21 protein-coding genes are annotated in these 21,999 nt (G+C 48.7%); 8 read left to right on the top strand and 13 right to left on the bottom strand.

Translation table 11 applies throughout. From position 1 onward, the window contains the following. Positions 1-39: 39 nt before the first annotated feature. The gene (locus tag BBI11_RS05440; RefSeq protein ID WP_068461302.1) at positions 40-1,656 is read right to left on the bottom strand and encodes an ABC1 kinase family protein; all 1,617 of its coding nucleotides are present in this window, start codon (positions 1,654-1,656) and stop codon (positions 40-42) included. 100 nt (positions 1,657-1,756) lie between these two features. On the opposite strand from BBI11_RS05440, the gene BBI11_RS05435 reads away from it, so the two are divergent. Further along, entirely contained in the window at positions 1,757-2,533 is a 777-nt protein-coding gene (locus BBI11_RS05435; RefSeq protein WP_068461300.1) for an enoyl-CoA hydratase-related protein, read from the top strand. A 43-nt stretch (positions 2,534-2,576) separates the two neighbouring features. On the opposite strand, the gene BBI11_RS05430 is transcribed toward BBI11_RS05435, so the two are convergent. From BBI11_RS05430 to BBI11_RS05400, 7 genes are all read right to left on the bottom strand, one after another. After that, on the bottom strand, positions 2,577-4,556 hold the full coding sequence (locus tag BBI11_RS05430; RefSeq protein WP_068461298.1) for a S9 family peptidase: 1,980 nt from the start codon (positions 4,554-4,556) through the stop codon (positions 2,577-2,579). Positions 4,557-4,716: 160 nt separating this feature from the next. Continuing rightward, positions 4,717-6,270: a fatty acid--CoA ligase family protein gene (locus tag BBI11_RS05425; RefSeq protein ID WP_068461296.1), complete on the bottom strand. Its 1,554-nt coding sequence runs from the start codon at positions 6,268-6,270 to the stop codon at positions 4,717-4,719. A 139-nt stretch (positions 6,271-6,409) separates the two neighbouring features. Further along, positions 6,410-8,347: an FtsX-like permease family protein gene (locus BBI11_RS05420; RefSeq protein ID WP_068461294.1), complete on the bottom strand. Its 1,938-nt coding sequence runs from the start codon at positions 8,345-8,347 to the stop codon at positions 6,410-6,412. Continuing rightward, positions 8,319-9,092 carry an ABC transporter ATP-binding protein gene (locus tag BBI11_RS05415; protein WP_068461292.1) on the bottom strand — a complete coding sequence of 258 codons (774 nt, stop codon included), beginning with the start codon at positions 9,090-9,092 and terminating at the stop codon, positions 8,319-8,321. The genes BBI11_RS05420 and BBI11_RS05415 overlap by 29 nt, the downstream gene beginning before the upstream one ends. After that, a complete protein-coding gene (locus BBI11_RS05410) occupies positions 9,089-10,096 on the bottom strand; it encodes a sensor histidine kinase (RefSeq protein WP_068461291.1) in 1,008 nt (335 codons plus the stop codon). The genes BBI11_RS05415 and BBI11_RS05410 overlap by 4 nt, the downstream gene beginning before the upstream one ends. Beyond that, positions 10,096-10,800, bottom strand: a complete 705-nt coding sequence (locus BBI11_RS05405) for a response regulator transcription factor (protein ID WP_068461289.1) — start codon at positions 10,798-10,800, stop codon at positions 10,096-10,098. Before BBI11_RS05405 ends, BBI11_RS05410 begins: the two co-directional genes overlap by 1 nt. A gap of 71 nt (positions 10,801-10,871) precedes the next feature. Further along, positions 10,872-11,864 (bottom strand): lipoate--protein ligase, encoded by a 993-nt coding sequence (locus tag BBI11_RS05400; protein ID WP_068461288.1) that lies wholly within the window; start codon positions 11,862-11,864, stop codon positions 10,872-10,874. A 141-nt stretch (positions 11,865-12,005) separates the two neighbouring features. Between BBI11_RS05400 and yhfH the strand changes: the two genes are divergently transcribed. Then, complete coding sequence (yhfH, locus tag BBI11_RS16230; RefSeq protein WP_069577479.1) at positions 12,006-12,131, top strand: protein YhfH; 126 nt, start codon at positions 12,006-12,008, stop codon at positions 12,129-12,131. A gap of 93 nt (positions 12,132-12,224) precedes the next feature. Here yhfH and BBI11_RS05390 read toward each other — a convergent pair whose 3' ends face one another. The 3 genes from BBI11_RS05390 to hemE all read right to left on the bottom strand — a co-directional run bounded on the left by BBI11_RS05390 (position 12,225) and on the right by hemE (position 14,798). Beyond that, on the bottom strand, positions 12,225-12,677 hold the full coding sequence (locus BBI11_RS05390; protein ID WP_068461284.1) for a FixH family protein: 453 nt from the start codon (positions 12,675-12,677) through the stop codon (positions 12,225-12,227). Positions 12,678-12,800: 123 nt separating this feature from the next. Further along, positions 12,801-13,733 carry a ferrochelatase gene (gene hemH / locus BBI11_RS05385; RefSeq protein ID WP_068461282.1) on the bottom strand — a complete coding sequence of 311 codons (933 nt, stop codon included), beginning with the start codon at positions 13,731-13,733 and terminating at the stop codon, positions 12,801-12,803. Positions 13,734-13,754: 21 nt separating this feature from the next. Next, positions 13,755-14,798, bottom strand: a complete 1,044-nt coding sequence (gene hemE, locus BBI11_RS05380) for a uroporphyrinogen decarboxylase (protein WP_068461280.1) — start codon at positions 14,796-14,798, stop codon at positions 13,755-13,757. Between the two features lie 220 nt (positions 14,799-15,018). Between hemE and BBI11_RS05375 the strand changes: the two genes are divergently transcribed. The 3 genes from BBI11_RS05375 (at position 15,019) to BBI11_RS05365 (ending at position 17,844) form a co-directional block, all read left to right on the top strand. Then, a complete protein-coding gene (locus BBI11_RS05375; RefSeq protein ID WP_068461278.1) occupies positions 15,019-15,531 on the top strand; it encodes an antibiotic biosynthesis monooxygenase family protein in 513 nt (170 codons plus the stop codon). Positions 15,532-15,598: 67 nt separating this feature from the next. Then, the gene (locus BBI11_RS05370; protein ID WP_068461276.1) at positions 15,599-16,597 is read left to right on the top strand and encodes a sodium:calcium antiporter; all 999 of its coding nucleotides are present in this window, start codon (positions 15,599-15,601) and stop codon (positions 16,595-16,597) included. 80 nt (positions 16,598-16,677) lie between these two features. Beyond that, positions 16,678-17,844: a M20 metallopeptidase family protein gene (locus BBI11_RS05365; protein WP_068461273.1), complete on the top strand. Its 1,167-nt coding sequence runs from the start codon at positions 16,678-16,680 to the stop codon at positions 17,842-17,844. Positions 17,845-18,185: 341 nt separating this feature from the next. On the opposite strand, the gene BBI11_RS05360 is transcribed toward BBI11_RS05365, so the two are convergent. Both BBI11_RS05360 and BBI11_RS05355 read right to left on the bottom strand, forming a co-directional pair. After that, positions 18,186-19,403 carry an ABC transporter permease gene (locus tag BBI11_RS05360; RefSeq protein WP_068461271.1) on the bottom strand — a complete coding sequence of 406 codons (1,218 nt, stop codon included), beginning with the start codon at positions 19,401-19,403 and terminating at the stop codon, positions 18,186-18,188. Continuing rightward, positions 19,387-20,136: an ABC transporter ATP-binding protein gene (locus tag BBI11_RS05355; RefSeq protein ID WP_068461270.1), complete on the bottom strand. Its 750-nt coding sequence runs from the start codon at positions 20,134-20,136 to the stop codon at positions 19,387-19,389. The genes BBI11_RS05360 and BBI11_RS05355 overlap by 17 nt, the downstream gene beginning before the upstream one ends. Positions 20,137-20,283: 147 nt before the next feature. Here BBI11_RS05355 and BBI11_RS05350 point away from each other — a divergent pair, with 147 nt between their 5' ends. The 3 genes from BBI11_RS05350 to BBI11_RS05340 all read left to right on the top strand — a co-directional run bounded on the left by BBI11_RS05350 (position 20,284) and on the right by BBI11_RS05340 (position 21,916). Next, the gene (locus BBI11_RS05350) at positions 20,284-20,715 is read left to right on the top strand and encodes an HIT family protein (protein ID WP_068461267.1); all 432 of its coding nucleotides are present in this window, start codon (positions 20,284-20,286) and stop codon (positions 20,713-20,715) included. 103 nt (positions 20,716-20,818) lie between these two features. Further along, positions 20,819-21,352: a tryptophan transporter gene (locus BBI11_RS05345; protein WP_068461266.1), complete on the top strand. Its 534-nt coding sequence runs from the start codon at positions 20,819-20,821 to the stop codon at positions 21,350-21,352. Between the two features lie 123 nt (positions 21,353-21,475). Next, complete coding sequence (locus BBI11_RS05340; RefSeq protein ID WP_068461263.1) at positions 21,476-21,916, top strand: YtxH domain-containing protein; 441 nt, start codon at positions 21,476-21,478, stop codon at positions 21,914-21,916. The last annotated feature ends 83 nt before the right edge of the window (positions 21,917-21,999 follow it).

Below are 21,999 nucleotides of genomic sequence, written 5' to 3'. Positions count from 1 at the left end.
CATACGGGTTCGAAACCTGCATGCCGATAAGGCGTTTTTTTATCTGATAGCTCGGAACGCCCATAGCGACCCGACGAAAAAGACTGACGAAACCCATAGGAACGGTTCTTGCCAGAACCATACGGATAGTGAAATGCCGGAAAATGATAGCAGCGAGAAGATGCCGGCGAACATCCGACTTTGTAAATTTCGCTGATGTTCCCGTTCTCTGCCTTCCTTATTTTCTAAGTAATGACGGATGCGTTCTGGCTCATCAAGAAAGTTGATGAGTTTTTGCGGGAATGCCCGCGCCGGCCCTGTCGAATTGAGGATCCAGCGAAAGACATCTTCCTTGCCGAAAATCCCTTTGCCTTCGCGCTTAGTCGAAGCCCATTCCAGTACGCGCGGACGCGCCAGGGCGAATAGGTCGACTTTCGGGTCCAAAACATGCAAGACGCCGACAAAAATCGATGTGGCACGGCCGAAAAAGGCGAATTCCGCCGGCAGCTGCACGGGCTGTGTGCGGACAATATTCTGCATGTCCTGCAGCAGGCGCTCGACGACAAAGCTGTCCATCTGCATCAATTCGTTTGATTCGTATGCGGCGACGAGCCGCTCGACAGCATCTGCCAATAGATTGCGGTCTGCGTTCGGCAGCAGGAAGCGCAAGTCTTCCAAACCGTCGAGCACTTGTTCATAGTTCTTGAACAAGATGCCTTCTGCAATCAGCAGGATCGCCTGCGAATCGCGTTCGGAAATCGTGCCGATCATGCCAAAATCGATCAACACAATGGTACCATCGGGCTTCAATAGGATATTGCCGCCGTGCGGATCAGCATGGAACTGTCCGCCATAAAGCACTTGCTCTAAAAACAGGATAAACAGCCGTTCCGAAATTTCATGGCGGTCAAGGCCATGCTCTTCGATAAAACTGACATCGGTAATTCTTGCCCCTTCAATCCATTCCATCACCAGCACGCGGCGCGTCGTGTATTCATCGTAATACACCGGGATGTGGACGCCGTTCATTTCCGCGAAGCGGTCTGCAAAAGCACGGCCGTTCTGGAGTTCGCCGACAAAATTCAGTTCCGCGCCGATCGTTTCGGTCATTTCGACGTATAGCTGGTCAAAATCAACTTGCTTGGTGAATGGGGTGAATTTCTTGGCAAGCCAGATGACGATGCGCATCGCCTGGAAATCCGCACGGATGATGCGGTCCGTTCCCGGCCGTTGCACTTTGACTGCGACTTCGGTGCCGTTTTTCAAGCGCCCTTTGAACACTTCGCCGATGGAGGCGGACGCGACGGCCTGGTCCGAAAGTTCATCCAGATAATTGCCATGCTCGACATTCCATTCCTGCTCGAGCACTTCAATGATGTCTTTTCGCGGCACGGATGGCACGCGGTCGGTCAATCCCTCGAGCTCCGCCAAAAAGCTCGGCGGCATGATATCCGCGCGGGTTGACAGGAATTGGCCCAATTTGATCATCAAGCCGCCCAGTTTGAGCGCCAATTCCTTGTATTCTTTCGCCTGGCGGGTGACGAGCTCATTCCAGCGCTGTTCGACAACTGGAGTCCACTTGCCCCTATTGCGCCTTTGGAAAAGCGCCACTTGCAAATAAAATCGGATCGCCATGGAAACGATGCGGTAAATACGCAGATATGTAACCTGGTTCATGAATGAGCTCCCCCCTGTTGTTCCCATTATAGAGTTTGGTGACAGATTAGTCCAAAAAGTGGTATGTTTTTAACGGATGGATTATCAAAGGGGGATGGATATGGAAACGATTCATTATGAACAAAAAGGAAATTTGGCCTTCATTACGTTGAACCGGCCCGATGCAATGAATGCATTCAATTACGATATGCTTGCGGAACTTGGGCAAGTGGCAGAGGCAATCCGCATCAATCCGGATATCCGTGTCGTCATCTTCACGGGCGCTGGCGACAAGGCCTTCAGTGTCGGGGCTGATTTGAAAGAACGCAAGACCTTAACGCAAGACCAGGTCAAGCGTAATATTTACAAAATTGGCGAAGTGTTCACGACCATCGAAAACTTGCCGCAGCCGACCATCGCCATGATCAATGGCTATGCCTTTGGCGGTGGGATGGAACTCGCCTTGGCATGTGATTTCCGCATTGCCACAGACGATACACTTCTTGGCTTGACCGAAACGAGTCTTGCAATCATTCCAGGCGCCGGCGGCACGCAGCGTTTGCCAAGATTGATCGGGGAAGCAAAAGCGATGGAGCTGATCTTGACAGCACGTCGCCTGAAGTCGGCAGAAGCGCTCGATTATGGGCTCATCACCCGCATGGCAAAAAGTGAAGATTTGGCGCAAGTGACCGGCGAATTTGCAGATTCGATTCTGGCGAACGGCCCAATCGCCTTGCAGCAAGCCAAATTTGCGATTAAACACGGCATGAACGCCGATATGCAGACAGGTTTGCAAATCGAGCGAAAAGCTTATGAAATCACCATCCCGACTGAAGACCGGGTAGAAGCATTGCTCGCATTCGGCGAAAAACGCAAGCCGCAGTTCAAAGGGCGTTAACCAAAAAAAGCCAAACGGAAAATATTTCTCCGTTTGGCTTTTTTTATTGGATGCGTTTCATCCACTCGACAATCTCTTGTAATCTTGCAAAACGTAAATTCGGTTTTCCTGTGCGCGATAAATTATGGTCGGCTTCTGGAAAACGAACGAATTCAGTTTCTTTACGCATGCTCTTCAACGTAATGAACAATTGCTCAGCTTGCTCAATCGGGCAGCGATAATCGTTTTCCGAATGCAAGATCAACAGCGGTGTCTCGATATCTTTCGCATATTTCAGCGGGGAATGCTCCCACAATTTGTCTACATTGTCCATGGCAGCCCCGTGCTGCCATTCGCTGAAATAATAGCCGATGTCCGAAACCCCGAAAAAGGAAATCCAGTTGCAGATTGAACGCTGCGTAACAGCCGCTTTAAAACGGTTGGTATGTGACACAATCCAGTTGGTCATAAAACCGCCGTAGCTGCCGCCGGTTACGCCGAGCCGCTCTGTATCCACCCAGGCATTGCCTTCGATAACGCTATCAAGCGCCCCCAAGATATCCCGGTAATCTCCGCCGCCGTAATCGCCGCGTACCGCATCGACAAAGTGTTGGCCGTAGCCGTGGCTGCCTCGCGGGTTGACGTATAAAACGCCGTAGCCGTTTGCTGCGAGCAATTGCATTTCGTGGACGAATGTATTCGCGTACATGGCATGGGGCCCGCCGTGGATATTGACGACTAGCGGATATTTGCTGTCTGGTTCGTAGCCCTTTGGTTTCATGAGCCAGCCTTGGACGCCAAAGCCGTCTTCGGTCATATGCGAGACCGTTTCCGGCGCAATCAATTCCGTTTGTTCTAAATAGGAGGCATTGCATGAAGTGAGTGCAACGCGCTCTCCTGTCGAAATGGCGAGTTTGTATAGTTCACCGGGAGACACCGGGTCGCTGATCGCAGCCAGCGCAAAGCTGCCGTCTTGTGCGATATCGTACCCATAGACATGCTCGTCTTCCGGTGATGCTGGGTATACCGCGCCGTCAAGCGACGCGAAATAAAGGCGCACATCGCCTTCTGTAGATACTTGAAAGTATAAATGGTCGTCTTTCGTCCACACGACACCCGGTGCCTGTGCGCCTTGCTGATGATCCGCGACGACATAATCGCCGATCGGCGCATCGATGCCTTCTGTCAGGCATTGCGTCGTTTGCGCGGCCGTATCGTAGACATGCAATTCCGTGTGCGTGGCATTTTCATAAATGCGTGACTGCCCGACAAATGCCAAGCGCGCATCATCAAATGAAAATACGGCGTCCCCGTAATATCCATCTTGTTCGATGATGGCGGTGTCTTCTCCCGTTTCCAAATTGCGCATATAAAGCGACTGGCGGAAAACGAAATCCTGATCTTGTTGTTTCGCCGATCCGTAGACCAATTTCGTCCCGTCACGGGAAATGGCTTCCAAACTGGAATGATAGGGCCCTTCCGTCAACTGCTCCACTTTTTCTGTTTCCAGGTCCACAACGCCGATTTGACGGTGAAAGTCTTGCTTGACCAGCCCGTTGCCATCCATTTTGTATTTCATGGACTTTGTGCGGTAAGGTTCCGGCTTTTTCTTCTCTTCTTCATCCGGTTCTGCATCGGTAAATGTTTTCCCGTCTTGTGCCAGCGCATTGACCCAGATTTTCTTATTGCAAGGCGACCAGCGGAAACTGCTTACCCCTTTTTCAAAATCCGTCACAGCGCGCGCTTCCCCGCCGCTTGCCGGCAGGACATGCAATTGATTTTTGCCGCTGCGGTCGGATAGAAAGGCGATATGGCGGCCGTCTGCTGACCAGGCCGGTTGGCTATTGCGGCTTTTGCCGTAGGTCCATGGAGTCGCTTCTCCGGTTTCCAGCGAAATATGGTGCACATGGGAATGGTATGTATTTTCTTCTTCGTCCATCTTTGTCTCGATAAATACGGCCCGTTTCCCGTCCGGTGAAATCTTCGGGTCTGTCACGGACACCAGTTCAAGTAAATCTTCTATTTCCACAGCTTTTTTTGACACATGCTCAGCCTCCTGGGTATCTATTTCGATTATCGGAACAGTTGCCTTTTCACTATATCGATAATTGTCTGTCTTTTCAATCAAATCTCTCCTAAAACATGGATATCGGATTTCTCCATATAAAAACCGCTTCCCGGCAACAGCGGAAAGCGGTTCAAGATTATTTTTTCGAGGCTTGGTCTTTCAGCGAACGGCGCAAGATCTTACCGGTCGTATTTTTCGGCAGTTCATCGAGAACTTCGATATGGCGCGGTACTTTGTATTTCGCCAGATGCTCTGCGCAATACTCCTGCAGCTCTTCGATAGATACGGCATCATCTTTCAAAACCACATAGGCATTGACCGATTCGCCAAAATCAGCATCCGGCAAGCCGACGACCGCCGCTTCGACAATTCCCGGGTGGGCGAACAACACTTCTTCCACTTCACGCGGATAGACGTTATAACCGCCGACGATGATCATGTCTTTTTTGCGGTCGACGATAAAGAAATAGCCTTCTTCATCGATTTTTGCGAGATCCCCTGTATACAGCCAGCCGTCTTTGATCGCGGCTTGCGTTTCTTCTGGCATTTTATAATAGCCTTTCATGACGTTCGGGCCCCGGACAATCAACTCGCCGACTTCCCCGACTGGCACTTCATCACCAAGTTCATTGACGACTTTGTTCTCGACATTGATGATCGAAGTGCCGATCGACCCTGCTTTGCGGTCGCGGTCAATCGGGTTGAAGCAAGTGACCGGTGAAGCTTCTGATAAGCCGTAGCCTTCGGAAATGCGGACATTGAATTTGTCTTCGAAATTATGCAGCAAAGCGACAGGCATCGCGGAACCGCCGGAAATGGCCAAGCGAACAGAAGCAAAGTCCGCCGGGTCGACATCCGGCAATTGGTACATAAAGTTGAACATCGTCGGCACTCCGGCAAAGACCGTCGCTTGGGATGCTTTTGTCGCGGCGAATACTTCTTGCGGCGTAAAGCGTGGCACAAGAACGATAGTGGCACCCTGCATAAGTGGTGCATTAACGACGACCGTTAAGGCGAATACGTGAAACACCGGCAGCGTCGCCACGACGCGGTCATCCGGGGAGATTTGGAGATACTCCGCGACGTCCCGCGCGTTAGAGTAAAGATTGCCATGGGTTAGCATCGCGCCCTTCGGTTTACCGGTTGTCCCGGATGTATAGAGAATGACCGCATTATCATCCTCGACAATTTCAGCGGTTTTATTGAATGCATTGGAAGTTGCCAGAAGCTGTGTAAATGACCGGACTTTTCCTTTGACTGCTTCAGGCAATTGCGCCATTTTTTCGGCAGTCGATGGGTCGGTCTCGCAAATAACGTACGTTTCCACTGCTGGCAAGGCTTGATGCGCTTTTTCCACTAGCGGTAATAGGGCATCGAGCGCTACGACCACTTTGGCATCACTATTGTTGATGATGTAAGCGATTTCATCCGGAGTATAGATTGGATTAACCGGAACAGCTGTCGCCCCGAGACGCAAAGTGGCGTATAAAGAAATGAGAAAATGCGGGGTATTGCTTAAAAGAAATGCGACGTGGTCCCCTTTTTCCACGCCGAGTTCCTGCAAGGCCCCGGCGAATTTCGATACCGATTGGTCAAATTCGCCGTAACTTGTATCTTTGCCCATGAACGTATAAGCAATTCGGCCAGCTTCCTGTTGTGCAATTTCGTGAACACGTTCTCCCAAATTCATTGAATATCCCTCTTTCTATTGAATGAATACTCATTCATATTTACTTTTTTCATTATAAAATAAATCTTCAGACAATACAACTGCCCACCAAAAATCCCCAGTAAAAAGCCGCCAGATTTTCCACTGGCGGCTTTAAAGATCAAGAAGCTTTTAAATGAGCAACATAACGCCAACGGATCAAGAAGAAATAAAGGATTTGCATAAGCGTGAAACCGCCGAGAACGATTGCCATCTCCGATAAAATAGACAGCTCCGCAAACTCATCCCATACAACCTGAAGCGAGATAAACGCAAACGCACTGTGAATCAGTGCAAGCGCCCACGGCAAGAAAAACAGCGGAACAAGCTGTCGGTTGACGATTTTGCCAAGTTCGCGTTCGGTCATGCCAAGACGCACCATCAATTGATATTGTCTGCGATCGCGGTCGAGCCCTGTATACAATTTGAAGTAAATAAAGCTCCCTGCCGCGAGCAAGAACACTGCCGCCACCATTAAACCGATGAATAACAATAGCGCGAAAGATGATTTGAACCAACGGTATTCGTATCCCGGATTCTCAAAATAATAGTTAATGCCGGCAAAATTGCCGCTGACCATCGCTTCACTAATCGGAAAGCGGACATTTTCGCCGATCGATACCGTCTCCGTCCACTTTGGAACATGGAAAGCATAATAGCGGAAATCTGATGCATCTTGCGGATAGCCCATTAACGGTTCATCAATTTCACTGAAATCTTCGTTGTTCAGGATAATCGTATTGGCATTCAAAGTATGGGCTGGGAACAGCACTTGCGGGTAAGTCCGGTCAATCTTCAACTCCACCCCACTTTCGAGCAATTCCGTCTCTGCATAGCTTTTTTGTAATTCCCGGAGCGATTCTTGTGAAAACGGCACGAACATCGCTTCCCCATCCTGGAGATCTGCCGCTTCATAGCCTAGTGCCATTGCAAGGCGGTTGAACTCTGACAAAGACATGATGTCGACGTCATTGCCGCTTGCGCTCGACGTCTGCCTCCTGACTTCCAAAGGCACCAAGGTATAAGCCAGCTGTTGTTGTTCGAGCTCACGCTTTAATTGATTTACTTGCTGCTGTTCGAGTGTATTGCCCTCGAATGACACATAGATTAAGCCAAGCGGGTTGCTTTGGCGAAATTCTGCGGTATAGGACGTAAACGAAGCAAGCGTGCCGACTGTCAGGAAGGCTACGGTCGAGACGATGGTCACGATAAAGAACATTTGCGCACTGTCTTTTAATTTAACCGCCGCTTCCGCTAGCGATACGAGACGTGTTTTATGCCAATAAATACTGCGGCGCTTTTTATACAATTGAAGAAAAGTATGAATCGAATGGGTAAAAAACAAATACGTGCCGATCGTCGCAAGCGGAGGAACGATAAAGACCATGATGTAGACGGTGCGATCAGACACAGTCGCCGCGAGAAAATAGGCAACTCCGAGCAACACGAGCCCGAATGCCGATAAAGCTGGTGAATACGCCGCTTCCTCTTCAGTTTTCCAAAAGCCCACCAACAAATCGACGACACGTTTTGTGCGGATAAAAGACACACTGATGATTGAAATGATGATGAACAAACTGGCGAAAGCGCCAATGGTCAACACAAACGGCTTCCAAGAGAAATACAGCGGCAATTGTTCCAATTGCATGATTTCGCGGCCGATCATGAAAAAGAATTTCGTAAACGCAAAGCCAAAGACAATCCCGGCAGCGGTCGACAAGCCGCCAAGGATCATCGTCTCGAAAAACACCAACTTATTGAGCTGCTTCTTACTCATCCCGAGGTGCATTAAGACCCCGAATTCTTTGGTTCGTGCCTGTAAAAATGCGCTCAACGAATAGAACAGGAAAAACAGCGTAAAAATATACAGCACAATTTCTGCAATGAACATGCCGCGAACAGCTAATACGCGGAATCCTTCTTCTTCGAATAACGGATGAAAGATGAACATCGAGTAAATGAAAAACACCATAACCGAAAACACGCTAGCCAATAAGAAGGCCGCATAGCTTCTCAAATTCCTGAAAACGTTACGGAAGGCGAGTTGGCGAAAGGTCATTGACGGAGCCTCCCAATAGAGATAACACGTTGAGAATTTTTTGATAGAAAGTTTGTCGGCGGTCATCTCCGTAAATTTCGTTGAAGAATTCGCCGTCTTTGATGAACAGCACACGGTCGCAATAACTCGCAGCAATCGGGTCGTGCGTCACCATGATGATGGTTGTCCCTTCCTCGCGACTCAAACCGCTCAATAGCTCGAGCACATCTTTAGAAGCTTTTGAATCGAGGTTGCCAGTCGGCTCATCTGCGAGAATGAGCGTCGGGCGGTGGATGAGGGCGCGGCCGATTGCCGTACGCTGCGCTTCCCCTCCGGAAATTTCATTTGGCTTCTTATGGAGAAACGGTTGTAAATGGAGCCTGCCTGCCAATTCCTGGACGCGCTTCTCCATTTCTTTGATCGGCATGCCGTCGAGTGTCAATGGCAGCACCAAATTCTCCTCCACCGTCAGCATTTGCAACAAATTGAAATCCTGGAACACAAAGCCGAGTTGGCGACGCCGGAATAAGGGCAGCTCGTCTTTATCCAAAGAATGCGGATTGATGCCATTGATGAGGACCGTGCCGGAAGTCAAAGAATCGATTGTTGAAATCAAGTTCAAAAGCGTTGTCTTGCCGCTTCCGGAAGGACCCATCACGGCAAGAAATTCTCCTTTTTCTACTTCGAAGCTCAATTGGTTCAGCGCGCGATGCGTCACTTTTCCTTCATAGACTTTGGTCACTTCATCGATTTTCACTACTGTCATGTTGATCCCCCTACATTCTGTTCCTGATAAGGAAAGACGATTGAGACGGTTGTCCCTTGGCCTTTCGATGAAGTAATTTCCAATTCATGGCCGAGCCGGTTGCACACTTCCTGAGCCAAATACAGCCCCATTCCCGTCGATTCGCCACTCAGGCGCCCGTTCTCCCCGGTGAAAAAAGCTTTGGTGACTCGCGGCAAATCCGATGGCGGAATCCCGATGCCTTCATCACGGACCGACAGCGTAATGGTGCCTTCCGAGCAACTGGCCTGAATGTACAACTTCTTGTTTTCTTCAAATGTATATTTCACCGCATTTGTCAGCAATTGCCCGATGATGAATTTCATCCATTTACGGTCAGTCGCTACTTGAAAGCGCTCGTCGATGTCAATATCAGGATAAACGCGGCGCGAAATGAACAAGCGCTTGTTTTCTGTCACCATTTCTGACACCATGCCGCGCAGCGATGCTTGTTCGATTTGCATATCCTGTTCAAATGTGTCAAGACGCGCGTTCATCAAAACCGTATCGAGACCTGCCCGCAAACGGTCCACTTCTTCGCGGATGCTGGCCTTATCCAATTCTTCGGGCTCTTGCAATAATAAGTGCATGACCGACAGCGGCGTCTTCATCTGATGCACCCATTGATTGATGAACTGCAGGTGGCGTGCCTGTCCTGCATAAAGCGACTGAACTTCGTATTGGTACAGGCGGTATAGCTTTTGCGTATACAACTCTGTCTGAACGGTTTCAGCAGAGCGCCCTTCACGCTGCAGGGCATGCTCCATATTCGGTGGGTCGCTGAGCAAACGTTCGTAATAACGGTAGCGCATCGCAAAACGCACACCGAGAAAGCTTGCGAGCAGCAATAAACTGATGATGAATGAATAGACGGCAGTATCCGTATTGCGGAAGCCATCTAGCCAGTAGAGCATGAGAATGAATCCGACAAGCAGCAGTTGAAAGACGATAAATGCGGCATGTTCACGCAGAAACAAACGCAGCATCATTGCTCCTCCCTGCCAAGAATCAGCCTATAACCAGCGCCACGGACCGTTTCAACAAAGCTTTGGATGCCATAATCCGTCAATTTTTTGCGCACGCGGGCCATATTGACATTCAAGGTGTTCTCATCGACAAAGGCCTGGTCATCCCATAATTCTTCGAGCAATTGCTCGCGAGTGACCACTTTTGGGTAAGCGGCCATTAATAATTCCAAAATCGTACTTTCTTTTTTCTGGAGCGGAATTTCCGTTTCCCGGCAATGCAATTCAAGCCGCTCCATATATAAGATAAGTCGTCCTGCGCGTACGGTACGCTCTTCTTGTTTCGGTGCATATTCCCCGTAAGCCCTTCTTAAATGGCTTCTTATTTTGGCAAGGACGATTTCGTAATGGAAAGGTTTCGTAATGAAATCGTCGCCGCCGTTTTCCAAAGCAAACACTTGATCCATCTCGCCAGAACGTGCCGAAATAAACAAGATCGGGCAAGTGGTCTGCTGCCTTAGTTGTCGGCACCAGTAATAACCATCATAAGAAGGCAAATTGATATCCAGAAGAATTAAATGGGGGTCGAAGGCAGCGAATTCCTCCAAGATGCGGTCGAAGTCTTTCGCGGTTTCGACATGATAATGATATTTGCGCAAAGTATCCGATAACAGCGACGCGATTTTCGTGTCATCTTCTACGATGAATATCCGCTGTTCACTCATATTCCCTCCCCCTTTCGTTTCTTTCTATTCTAACAAAAGAGCCTGCTCGAAAGCAGGCTCCACAAAAAATCTTAATAAATCAACTTCAGGAAATCTTCTGTCGTGATGCCGCCGAGCAATTTCGGGATGTCGATGCCTTCAATCGCTTCAGCCAATGTTGCGCGTTCGTACTTCACACCCGTAATTGCTTGTTCAATTTCTGAGACATCGCCGACGCCGAAGAAATCGCCATAAATATGCGCTTCCTGCACAAGCCCTTTTTCCACTTGCAGACGGACATCGATTCCTCCAACCGGGAAACGATGGGAATGCTTGATGTTGAATTTAGGAGATTTGCCGTAATTCCAGTCCCAATTGGCGTAGCGTTCTTTCGACAATTCGTGAATATTGTCCCAATCTTCCTCAGTGAGTTCCCAGAATCGGACATTTTCCTCACCAGCAAAAATTGAATGCAGCACAGCTTCACGGAATTGCTCTACCGACATTTCCTGGTCCAGAAATTCCGAAATATTCGCCACACGGCTGCGAATCGATTTGATGCCTTTGGATTCGATTTTTTCTTTGTTTACTTTCAATGCTGAGACGACTTCGTCCATTTTTGTATCGAATAATAGCGTACCGTGGCTAAACATGCGGCCTCTTGTCGCAAACTGCGCGTTGCCAGAAATCTTGCGCCCCTCAGCAAGCAAATCGTTGCGCCCTGATAATTCGGCATTAACGCCCATGTCTTGCAAAGCTTTGACGACCGGCTCGGTGAACTTGCGGAAATCTCGGAAGCTATTGCCATCGTCTTTAGTGATGAAACTGAAGTTCAAATTGCCGTGGTCATGATAGACCGCGCCTCCGCCTGACAGCCGGCGTACGACGTGGATGCCGTTTGAATCGACGTAATCCGTATTGATTTCCTCTGCCGTATTTTGGTTTTTCCCAATGATGATGGACGGTTCATTGATATAAAACAGCAAAAATGGGTTTTGATCGACATCCATCGTTTTCAATAAATATTCCTCTATGGCCAAGTTGATACGTGGATCGGTAATGCCTTTATTGTCTACGAAATACATGATCTCTCTCCTTTTGAATTGACTCTCTTTATTTTAACGGAAATTTTCAAAATAATCACGGTTTAGGGTTGACGGATAGAAACTGTTATAATACACTGTGTTTATCACTTACAGTACTATAACAAAAAGGAGCTGGTAGAAATGATTGAGAACGTAGTCGAATTCTTCAAGAACTTGCCCCCGAAACAATGTGCCACTTGCGGAGAGAAAATCGAAGAGCAGCATGAGTGCTACGGCAATCACTGCCAGACCTGTAACGAACTTTAAAACAAGACGAAACGGCCGGAGAATTTCCCCGGCCGTTTTTTTATGCCTGTCAACTGTTGTACAACACATACAACAAAGAAATGGACACCAGCCTCAATGCCCCATTTTTTCCATGGCGTCTCCATCTTCCCCGTCATCAGGCACAATTGATTCAGGATCCGGGTTACCGGCTGTCAATTCCATTTTCGGCATGACGTGCATACGGCGAGCCGTCGTGTGGGCTTGGATAAAATACAGCCCTTCTTCATCGACGGTCCAGCCATGTTCATACACCCCGTCTTCTGTATGGGCGCCTTCTAACATTTCACTGTTTTCCCGATGACCCGATTGCCATACTTCAAAGACCACTTCACCTGCATCTTCGACGGCTTCTTCGCCTTGTGTAACGGTGGCAGACAAGAGAACCGATTGTCCTGGCTCAACGGTTTCTGGTGTATTGAATTCGACTGTCACTTCTTGCGGCATCTCGCCGGTCCCAGCCGATGAATCCTCTTCACCGCAAGCCGCCAATAGCAACACCAACAGCAGAGCGATCCATTTTTTCATATCATTTCCTCCTTGCGAAGAACCACTCACCGGTTACTTCCACGTTATTCAAAAAACGCCGCCGCAGTTAACTGCTGAGCGGCGTTTCATTTGTGCAGTGTCATTAAAAGACTAATTGGACACTTAGTTTTCGTTTAATTTATTCAACACGACATTGGCCATTCCGTCGATAAACAATGGATCCACGTTCGGCATTTCCGGACGGTGGTAATTGGCCCCAATTTCGTCGCAAACCACTTTGCATTCGTAGTCGTTGTCATACAATACTTCCAAATGGTCCGTAATGAAGCCGACCGGTGTATAAACGAAAGAATTATAGCCCTTTTCTTCATGCAAATCGCGCGTCAAATCTTGAACATCCGGCCCGATCCAAGGTTCTGGTGTCTGCCCAGCGCTTTGCCAGCCGATTTCATAGTTTTCAACGCCTGCCGCTTGGGCGATCAAGTCAGCTGTTTCTTTCAATTGGTCTGGATACGGGTCGCCGTTTGCGATAATTTTCTCTGGCAATGAGTGCGCAGAAACGATCAAGCACGATTTTGCACGTTCTTGTTCTGACATTTCAGCAAATGTTGCGCTCACTTTTTCGCTCCAGAATTGGATGAATTTCGGCTCGGTGTACCAGCTTTCCACTGATGTCAATTTAATGCCAAGCTTATCGGCGGTTTCTTTCGCACGGCCGTTATAAGATTTCACGGAGAAAGTAGAGAAATGCGGCGCCAGCACGATTGAAATCGCTTCTTCGATGCCGTCTTTCTTCATTTCTTCTACGCCATCTTCGACGAACGGTTCGATATGTTTCAAACCAAGATACATTTTAAACTCGATATCGTCCTGCAATTCGTTCAGGCGTTTGCACAAACCATTCGCCTGGTCTTCCGTAATTTTAGCTAACGGGGAAATGCCGCCGATTGCTTTATAACGGTCTTTTAAATCCTGCAAGGCTTCTTCGCTCGGTTTGCGGCCTCGGCGGATATGCGTGTAATAACGCTCGATGTCATCTTCCGAATACGGCGTTCCATAAGCCATCACCAATAATCCCATAGTCTTTTTCATCACAATCACCTCGTCAAAAATTTGTTAGTTCTGTTTTTTGTATGCTGCGCTGTATTCGTGGACAAATGCCGTCAAACGCTTCAAGGTATCGGGCTGTACTTCCGGGAAGACCCCGTGTCCAAGATTGAAAATATAGCCATCATCCTGCATGCCCATATCCAATATCTTTTTGGTGCGTTCTTCAATGACAGACCAATCCGCCAACAAATAAGATGGATCGAAGTTGCCCATCAAGGCTTTCGTCAGTCCACGGTCCCGCGCTTCTGTGATCGGCAAACGCCAATCCAAACCGACAACATCCACCGGCAGCTCATGCCATTCATTTGCTAGATGGCTTGCGCCGACACCGAAAATCGTCATCGGTACGCCTTCTTCGCCGATTTCCTTGAAGATGCGGTCCATGACCGGCTTGATGAAGATGCGGTAATCTTCAACATTTAATGCACCAACCCATGAGTCGAAAATCTGAATGGCTTTAGCTCCGGCATGAATTTGTGCTTTCACATAAGGAATGATCGTATCTGCCAGTTTGTCCATCAATGCAAACCACATCTCTGGTTCTGAGACCATCATTGCTTTTGTTTTGTTATAACTTTTCGAAGGGCCCCCTTCGATCATATAGCTTGCCAAAGTAAACGGTGCACCGGAAAAGCCGATGAGCGGTACATTCAATTGCTCTTCTGTCAGCAATTTGATCGTTTTCAAGACATAATCGACATCCTGTTCGGGATTGATCTCCCCGAGTCGATCGATATCCGCTTTCGTACGGATCGGATTGCTGATGACCGGCCCAACACCGCCTTTGATCTTAACGTCGACGCCAATTGCTGGGAGCGGTGTCACGATGTCTTTATACAAAATCGCTGCATCGACATCGTACTGGTCAACTGGCAATTTTGTGACATAGGCACACAATTCCGGCTGATGTGTAATTTCTTCTAAAGAATATTTTTCCTTGATCTTGCGGTATTCCGGCTGGGAACGCCCAGCCTGACGCATATACCATACTGGTACATGGTCGGTCTTTTCCCCTCGCGCTGCGCGCAGGTACGTATCATTAAAAGTCATGAATTACTCATCCCTTCAGTCTTTGCGGCTATAGTGTATCCTCATTATCCGTCTATACTATAGACGCTCCGCCCCCTATTGTATAGAATCCCAGCGCAATTGTCATAAAATAGACCCGAATGCCTTCACGGATTCGACACCTTCCGTTTCAAGAGCTTGCTTTTAGGGAAAAGTAGGGTAGTTACTTGAAACTTATACCCGATTATTAGGAGGCCTTTTAATGAATATTTACATGACGACTGGAACTTACGAATTTATGAAAAAAATGCGTGACAAGCACGCAGATGAAACGATGGTCTTGATGCAAGGCGAAAACACCACCTTGTTGTTGCACGAAACCGATGGAAAATCCACTTTCCAAACGCCACGGCGCTACGAAGTGGTCGATGGTACTGGCGAATTCCGTGAAAAAGGATTTTTCGTCATGAACAATATCCCCGTTGCCGATGAAGGGCGACCCGTATTTGAGCACCGATTCAAGAACCGCGCCGGCGCAATCGAAAACGAGCCCGGCTATGTCGCTTTCCGTGTTTTGCGGCCGCTCGATTCCGACACCTATGTCGTATTAACTGAATGGGAATCGCCAGCATTCTATGAAAAATGGAAAGAATCACAGGCTTTCGCCAAAGCGCATTCAGAGAAGCCACAAGAAGAGTCGACAGCACCTCGTGCCAATATCTTCTCTGGTTCGTCTTACGTCACCATGTACAAAGCAAAGCCTGAAGACGAATAAAAAACAGCCGGCACAGCCCGGCTGTTTAATGTGTATACGGAAGAAAATTGCTTAGGAGGAACCTCTAGTGGTATTCATTTATTTTTTGCTGGCTGCAGCCGTCACTGTGTTAGCTGCCATCAAACTGTCCCAGTACGCCGATGTCATCAGTGAAAAATCGGCGATGGGCGGCATGATGGTCGGCACGCTGCTTCTTGCAGGAGCAACCAGCCTCCCGGAAATTTCCACCAGCTTTTCTGCGGCAGCGATCGGCAATGCCGATATCGCAGTCGGCAATATGATCGGCTCGAATTTGTTTAATCTATTTATATTGGCCGGTTTTGATTTGCTGCTGAACCGCAGACGCATGCTCGAACGGGCATCTAAAGACCATACCTACTCTTCTTTACTCGGCATCTTTTTGACGGTGCTGTTGTTGCTGGCCTTATGGCTCCGCACAGACGTCACCTTCCTCGGGATCGGCCTTGACTCCTTGGCGATCGGCATAAGCTATATAGTGGGCATGCTGATCATCAATAAATTACCGAACTTGGATACAATCGATATGGACGATGAGCCAGTCGATGCCGAGGCGCCGAAAAATCCGAGTGCCCATTTATCACCAAAACACGCGGGCATCCGTTTCGCAATCGTCGCTGTAATTATTATGGCAGCTGGGACCGCCCTGTCGATCACTGGGGATGAAATTGCGGTGGTGACAGGAATTGGTTCGAGTTTTGTCGGCAGTTTCCTAGTAGCCGCTGCCACTTCCCTGCCAGAAGCGATTTCGGTTTTCGTCGCACTGCGTCTGTCCAATGTCAATATGGCGGTCGGCGCTGTTCTCGGAAGCAATATTTTCAACATGGTCATCTTAGCTTTGTCAGACCCGATCTATGTGGAAGGGTCGATCATCAGCGGCGTATCAGGCGCCAATGTCATCATTGCCAGCGCCGTGCTCGTCATGAGCGTGCTCGTCATGTTCTCGCTTTATAGACCGAAGACCGCTTCTACATGGGCATATAGCGTGCCATCCATTTTGGTCGTGCTATTATACTTCGTTGCATCTTATCTGAATTTCACCTACTGAACAGAACGGGAGAAGTCCCGTTCTGTTTTTTGCTATGTTAGACTAGGGAAAATACAGAAAATTAGGAAGGATATGAGCCCATGATTGAAAAAATATTTGCTGAACTCGATAAAGCCTATCCGGAGATGGTAGATATTCGCCGCCACTTACATATGAACCCGGAACCATCATTCCAAGAAACCAAAACGGCGAAATACATCCGCGACTTTTACGAAGACCTCGGTGTAGATATCCGTTTTGGCGTCGGAGGCAACGGCGTCATCGCGACCATCCGAGGAGGCAAGCCTGGCAAGACCGTCGCCTTACGCGCTGACTTTGACGCTCTTCCCATCCAGGATCAAAAAGAAACGAGCTATAAATCGACCGTGCCGAACGTCGTTCACGCTTGCGGCCATGACGGCCATACGGCGACTTTGCTAGTGCTTGGCAAGATCCTTCACAGCTTGCGCGATGAACTGCCCGGCACGTACGTACTCATACATCAGCATGCAGAAGAACTAGCCCCAGGCGGCGCCAAACCGATGATCGAAGACGGTGCGCTAGAAGGCGTCGACGTCATTTTCGGCACCCATCTTTGGTCGACGACGCCATTTGGCCGCATCGATTACCGCACGGGGCCGATCATGGCAGCGGCAGACCGTTTTGAAATCACCGTGCAAGGGCGCGGCGGTCACGGTGCGATGCCGCACGAAACTGTTGATGCCGTCGTCACAGGCGCACAACTAGTGACCAATCTGCAGCAACTTGTCGCTCGCCGCGTCGATCCGCTTGAATCGGCAGTCCTAACGATTGCTTCGTTTATCGCAGAGAATCCATTTAATATTATTGCCGACCAATCCAAACTCAACGGCACGGTCCGGTCGTTCACAGAAGAGACGCGTACGCTTATGGAACAGGAAATGGAACGCGTCGCCAACGGAACGGCGATTGCCACCAATAGCGCCATCGACTTCAAATTCCACCGGGGCTATCCACCGGTCGTCACTCATGAAAAAGAAACCGAATTTCTGAGAGACCTCGCTGTAGATGTACCAGGCGTGACGGAAGTATTCAATTGCCCGCCGCAAATGGGCGGAGAGGATTTCGCCTATTATCTAGAAGAAATCCCGGGCACGTTCTTCTTCACGGGTGCCATGCCAGACGGGGAAGTTTACCCCCACCACCATCCGAAATTTGATTTCAAAGAAGAAGCGATGCTAATCGCTGCGAAAACGCTTGGCAAAGCTGCGGTCACTTGCCACGAATAAATGATAAAACAAAAGGGGCTATCTCATAAGTCCCTAAAATAAAACAGACAGAGAAAAAATTCTTTTTCTCTGTCTGTTTTTGATTTATCGGTGAGGCACCTGAGAGTAGCCGGCTGATGGGAATGGAGACGGCGACTCCAGCGGGAGCAGTGACTGAGCTAAGCGAAGGAGCGACGCGAGCCGAAGACCCTGGACTGAGCGAAGCGACGGAAGCGGCTAAGGCCGTGCCCGCGGAAAGCGTCCGTCGAAATGGAAATCAGCCTTTTCTTTAGAAGACGAAAAGGGACTACCCCTAAAAGTCACTTTTCATGACCTTTTGGGACAGCCCCTTTTTATATTTATTATCGGTTGTTAAGCTGTGCTGACTTTTTTCTGGCGCCTGCAAGTGTGACAACCGAAACAATAGCTAAGACGGCTGTGACAATTAGCGCTGTCGCAAACTGGCCGAGTGCCAGCAGCAGGATCAATGCCGATACTGCCTGAATCAATTGAACCGCAAGCACCCAATTCCATACCGCTTTTTCGCGGCTATGCGTACTCAGCGGGAATAATTGATCCATGCGGAAATGCTGGGACTGGTTCAAGCCTTGCCATAACTGGATGGTTGAAGCGAAGGCCAAAGCCCCTGCAAACAAAGTGATGGCAATTTGAAACGGGATAAGCCAAGCTCCCACGAGGATAATCAGCGTTAACCGCAGCCATAGAAAGAACAACTCGTCAGAACGGATGAACGTCCGGCTCACCAAATACAGATGGGCATTCGAAGCTTTGCTCTGAATCAACCGGTAAACTGGATTGAGCCATCTGCGCTCTCTTACTTTCCCTTTCAAATGCGGCACATCGGTGAAATAATTGGCGAATTGGTAAAAACGCAGCATGCGATTTTCTTCCAATTCGATAAAATGCCCGTAAGGAAATGCTTTTCCTGAGGCGCGGCGTTCAAGCCATTTGCCGTAAAAAATCATGGCGAACAAAAACACCGCTGCCATAAGAATCATACCGTCGATATACGACCACACAAAGCCGGCAACAAACAAAAAACGCACGGCACGCTCAAGCCAAACCCGATGGCCTTCGCTTGCTTTTCGCCAGTAGAACTCGCTCGTGACATTCCACCATTTCACCAGCAGCAACAGAATCGGAAAGCCAATCAAATAAGAAGAAGGCAAGCCATATAAAGCGTTGATGAGCGGCAAGGAGACGACGAAGACCACGACAGGCAAATACAGTTGCGAGGCGTAAGTCCAACGCAACGCTGGCTTTAAATAGCTGTCGAGGTGGCTTTCAAGCGGCAATAGATAAACCCCATCCGCCTGCTTTAATAAAGTCACGGGTGGACTATAAGACAAAAGCGCACCAAACAAGACCGCCATCAACAGCGCTGCCGGAAACTCCGGCGGCACATCTTGTACCCATTCGCTATAGGCGTACCCGGCGGCTCCGATCGCGAACAGCATGACCACTGCAATATGACCTGTGACGATGAATTTTAAATAGTTCTGGACTTCGGCCGTATAACGCCGGAGCCGCTTGTCCCACACTTCACGCAGGTTCTTCATTGTCGTCATCCTCGGTCATCGCAATATATAGGTCATCGAGTGAGGCATCTGGCATGCCAAAAGCCTGTCGCAGCTCAGTCATCGTACCGATTGCCCGTACGCGCCCGTTGTGGAGCAAAATAATGCGGTCGCAATAGCGTTCTGCAGTTGACAAGATATGTGTAGACATCAAAACCGATGCCCCATTGCGTTTTTGCTGTTCCATTTGGTCGAGAAGCGATTTGATGCCAAGCGGGTCCAGCCCAACGAACGGTTCATCGATAATATAAAGGTCCGGATCAACGAGAAACGCGCTCATGATCATGACTTTTTGGCGCATCCCTTTCGAGAAATGGGAAGGAAACCATTTCAGTCGCTTTTCCATGCGAAATTCCTTCAATAGAGCTGCGGAGCGTTGTTCGAATACTTCTTGTTCTAACCCATAAGCCATTGCCGTCAGCTCTAAGTGCTCGCGCAAGGTCAACTCCTCGTATAGTACCGGCGTTTCTGGGATATAGGAAAAAGCGGAACGGTAAGCATCGATATCTTCCGAGAAGGTCTGGCCATTGAGTCGGATCGCACCCGATTTCGGCTGCATAATGCCGATGATGTGTTTGATGGTCGTACTCTTCCCTGCACCGTTCAAGCCGATCAAGCCAATCAATTCACCTTTTTCAATCGAAAAACTCACATCTTGCAATACGGGCTTTCTCGTATAGCCACCCGTCAAATTTTCAACTTCCAATATTGCCACTGTCAACACCTCTTTCTTCGTTTTCTATTGTATCAAAACTGCGCGGCGAATTCTTTCAACAACTCGTTCCCTGCTAAGGATGAGGCACGCTAGGAATATGGTAAACTGAAACTAGAACGGCCACCCCATTACAGGAAGGATGAGTTTATGAGCGAGTGCATTTTTTGTAAAATCATTAATGGAGATATCCCGAGCGTCAAGGTGTATGAGGACGAGCACGTCTATGCCTTTATGGACATCATGCCTTTATCGAAAGGCCATACGCTGCTAATCCCGAAAACCCACCGTGCGTCTGTTTACGATATGACGCCGGATGAAGCTGGCCAATTGTTCAGTGTTGCGCCGAAAATCGCCAGTGCCCTTAAGGAAACCTTCGAACCGGAAGGCATGAATTTATTGAACAACAACGGTCCAAAAGCTGGGCAAAGCGTCTTCCACTTCCACTTGCACTTCATCCCGCGCTACGATGCGAGCGATGGATTTGGCGCCAAGTGGATGACCAAGGAAAAAGAATACACTACCGAGAAAATCCAGGAGCTTGCCGAACAGGTCAAGGTGAAACTAACCTCTGAGGCTTGATTTTCTGCACGGCACAAGATAAGATCGAATTACGTTTTTCGCCGGCGGCCATGAGGGCACGTCCGGGAAAAAGAAACTAGCTTGAGCTGAGGAGAGATGAGAAATGAAAACGAAAAATCTTGTATTAATGGCGCTGCTTGTCAGTGTCGGCGCAACCTTGTATGTGGTGATTCCAGGCATCAACGGCGGGATGAAACCCGACTTTATGCTAACGATGATGTTTATCGGCATCTTGCTATTCCGCGATGTAAAAAGCGTCTTTTTGCTTGCTGTTACCACCGGAATCATTTCGGGATTGTTTTCAAGTTTCCCGGGAGGCTTTTTCCCGAACATCATTGATAAGTTCATCACCGCATTCGTCTTTTTCGCGTTTGTGTCGTTACTGAGAAAACATGCAGCTAAGTTGCCGGTTGGCATTGCGCTCACTGCAATCGGAACGGTGTTGTCAGGAACCATTTTCCTGTCGGCCGCGATCTTCATCCTGGGGGCCGATATTCCGTTCACGCTTCTGCTTGCAACGGTAGTCGTGCCGGCCACGATCATGAACGGTGTTGCCTTTGCGGTCATGTTCCCGATTGTCACTGGGCTCATGAAGCGCTCAAACTTCCAAAGCGCTTCACCCGCCAACGCGCGCTAATGCTTAAAATGCCTTTCCCATTTACCGGGAAAGGCATTTTTTATTGAATAGCCATTCATTCCATGTTTTAATTAAGTGAAATAAAGGAAAAGAAAGATAGATACGAAAGGAGCGCTTACACTTATGAAAGTTTCGAATTTTTTTGCCGGCCTTGGTGCCGGTCTCATTGCCGGTGCCGTGACAGCCATCCTCTCCGCTCCGAAATCCGGTGAGGAACTGCGAACGTCCATCAAATCAAGCGGCTCGGAATGGAAAGAGTCGATGAACGAGCTGAAAGCCCGCATTAATGAATTAAAAGACTCCATCAACCACCTGACAGAAGAATCGAAAACTCAAGTACCAGAAGCGGTGGATGGCTTGAAAGCCTCACTCCAGTCGTGGCAGGAAGACACAGCTCCAGCCAAAGAGCATTTGCAGCTCGAGATCAAAGCGATTCAAAACTCCATCGAGCAGCTGCAAGCAAGCATCAGCAAAGACAAAGATGAAGAAGAAAAAAAGAATGACAGGCCGACAAAAATCGACCCAAAACTAGCGAAAAACAAAGATGATTCTGAGACAGCTTGACCACTACTGGTCAGGTTGTTTTTTTTTGACTAAATTATTTTACTATTCTCACTTTAATTCACTTTGCTTTATTGCTATAATAA

This window comes from Planococcus maritimus (assembly GCF_001687625.2).
Taxonomy (GTDB): Bacteria; Bacillota; Bacilli; order Bacillales_A; family Planococcaceae; genus Planococcus; species Planococcus maritimus.
The sequence above is the reverse complement of the archived record's forward strand: the minus strand, read 5'-3'. Positions and strand labels throughout refer to the sequence as shown.

Excerpts from the sequence above, each read along its gene's own strand:
- BBI11_RS05375 (WP_068461278.1), top strand. The coding sequence starts at position 15,019 with ATGAATATTTACATGACGACTGGAACTTACGAATTTATGAAAAAAATG.
- BBI11_RS05425 (WP_068461296.1), bottom strand. The coding sequence starts at position 6,270 with ATGAATTTGGGAGAACGTGTTCACGAAATTGCACAACAGGAAGCTGGC.
- hemE (WP_068461280.1), bottom strand. The coding sequence starts at position 14,798 with ATGACTTTTAATGATACGTACCTGCGCGCAGCGCGAGGGGAAAAGACC.
- BBI11_RS05390 (WP_068461284.1), bottom strand. The coding sequence starts at position 12,677 with ATGAAAAAATGGATCGCTCTGCTGTTGGTGTTGCTATTGGCGGCTTGC.
- BBI11_RS05405 (WP_068461289.1), bottom strand. The coding sequence starts at position 10,800 with ATGAGTGAACAGCGGATATTCATCGTAGAAGATGACACGAAAATCGCG.
- BBI11_RS05420 (WP_068461294.1), bottom strand. The coding sequence starts at position 8,347 with ATGACCTTTCGCCAACTCGCCTTCCGTAACGTTTTCAGGAATTTGAGA.
- BBI11_RS05415 (WP_068461292.1), bottom strand. The coding sequence starts at position 9,092 with ATGACAGTAGTGAAAATCGATGAAGTGACCAAAGTCTATGAAGGAAAA.
- BBI11_RS05345 (WP_068461266.1), top strand. The coding sequence starts at position 20,819 with ATGAAAACGAAAAATCTTGTATTAATGGCGCTGCTTGTCAGTGTCGGC.
- BBI11_RS05435 (WP_068461300.1), top strand. The coding sequence starts at position 1,757 with ATGGAAACGATTCATTATGAACAAAAAGGAAATTTGGCCTTCATTACG.
- BBI11_RS05360 (WP_068461271.1), bottom strand. The coding sequence starts at position 19,403 with ATGAAGAACCTGCGTGAAGTGTGGGACAAGCGGCTCCGGCGTTATACG.
- BBI11_RS05350 (WP_068461267.1), top strand. The coding sequence starts at position 20,284 with ATGAGCGAGTGCATTTTTTGTAAAATCATTAATGGAGATATCCCGAGC.
- BBI11_RS05410 (WP_068461291.1), bottom strand. The coding sequence starts at position 10,096 with ATGCTGCGTTTGTTTCTGCGTGAACATGCCGCATTTATCGTCTTTCAA.
- BBI11_RS05340 (WP_068461263.1), top strand. The coding sequence starts at position 21,476 with ATGAAAGTTTCGAATTTTTTTGCCGGCCTTGGTGCCGGTCTCATTGCC.
- BBI11_RS05440 (WP_068461302.1), bottom strand. The coding sequence starts at position 1,656 with ATGAACCAGGTTACATATCTGCGTATTTACCGCATCGTTTCCATGGCG.
- yhfH (WP_069577479.1), top strand. The coding sequence starts at position 12,006 with ATGATTGAGAACGTAGTCGAATTCTTCAAGAACTTGCCCCCGAAACAA.
- BBI11_RS05365 (WP_068461273.1), top strand. The coding sequence starts at position 16,678 with ATGATTGAAAAAATATTTGCTGAACTCGATAAAGCCTATCCGGAGATG.
- BBI11_RS05400 (WP_068461288.1), bottom strand. The coding sequence starts at position 11,864 with ATGTATTTCGTAGACAATAAAGGCATTACCGATCCACGTATCAACTTG.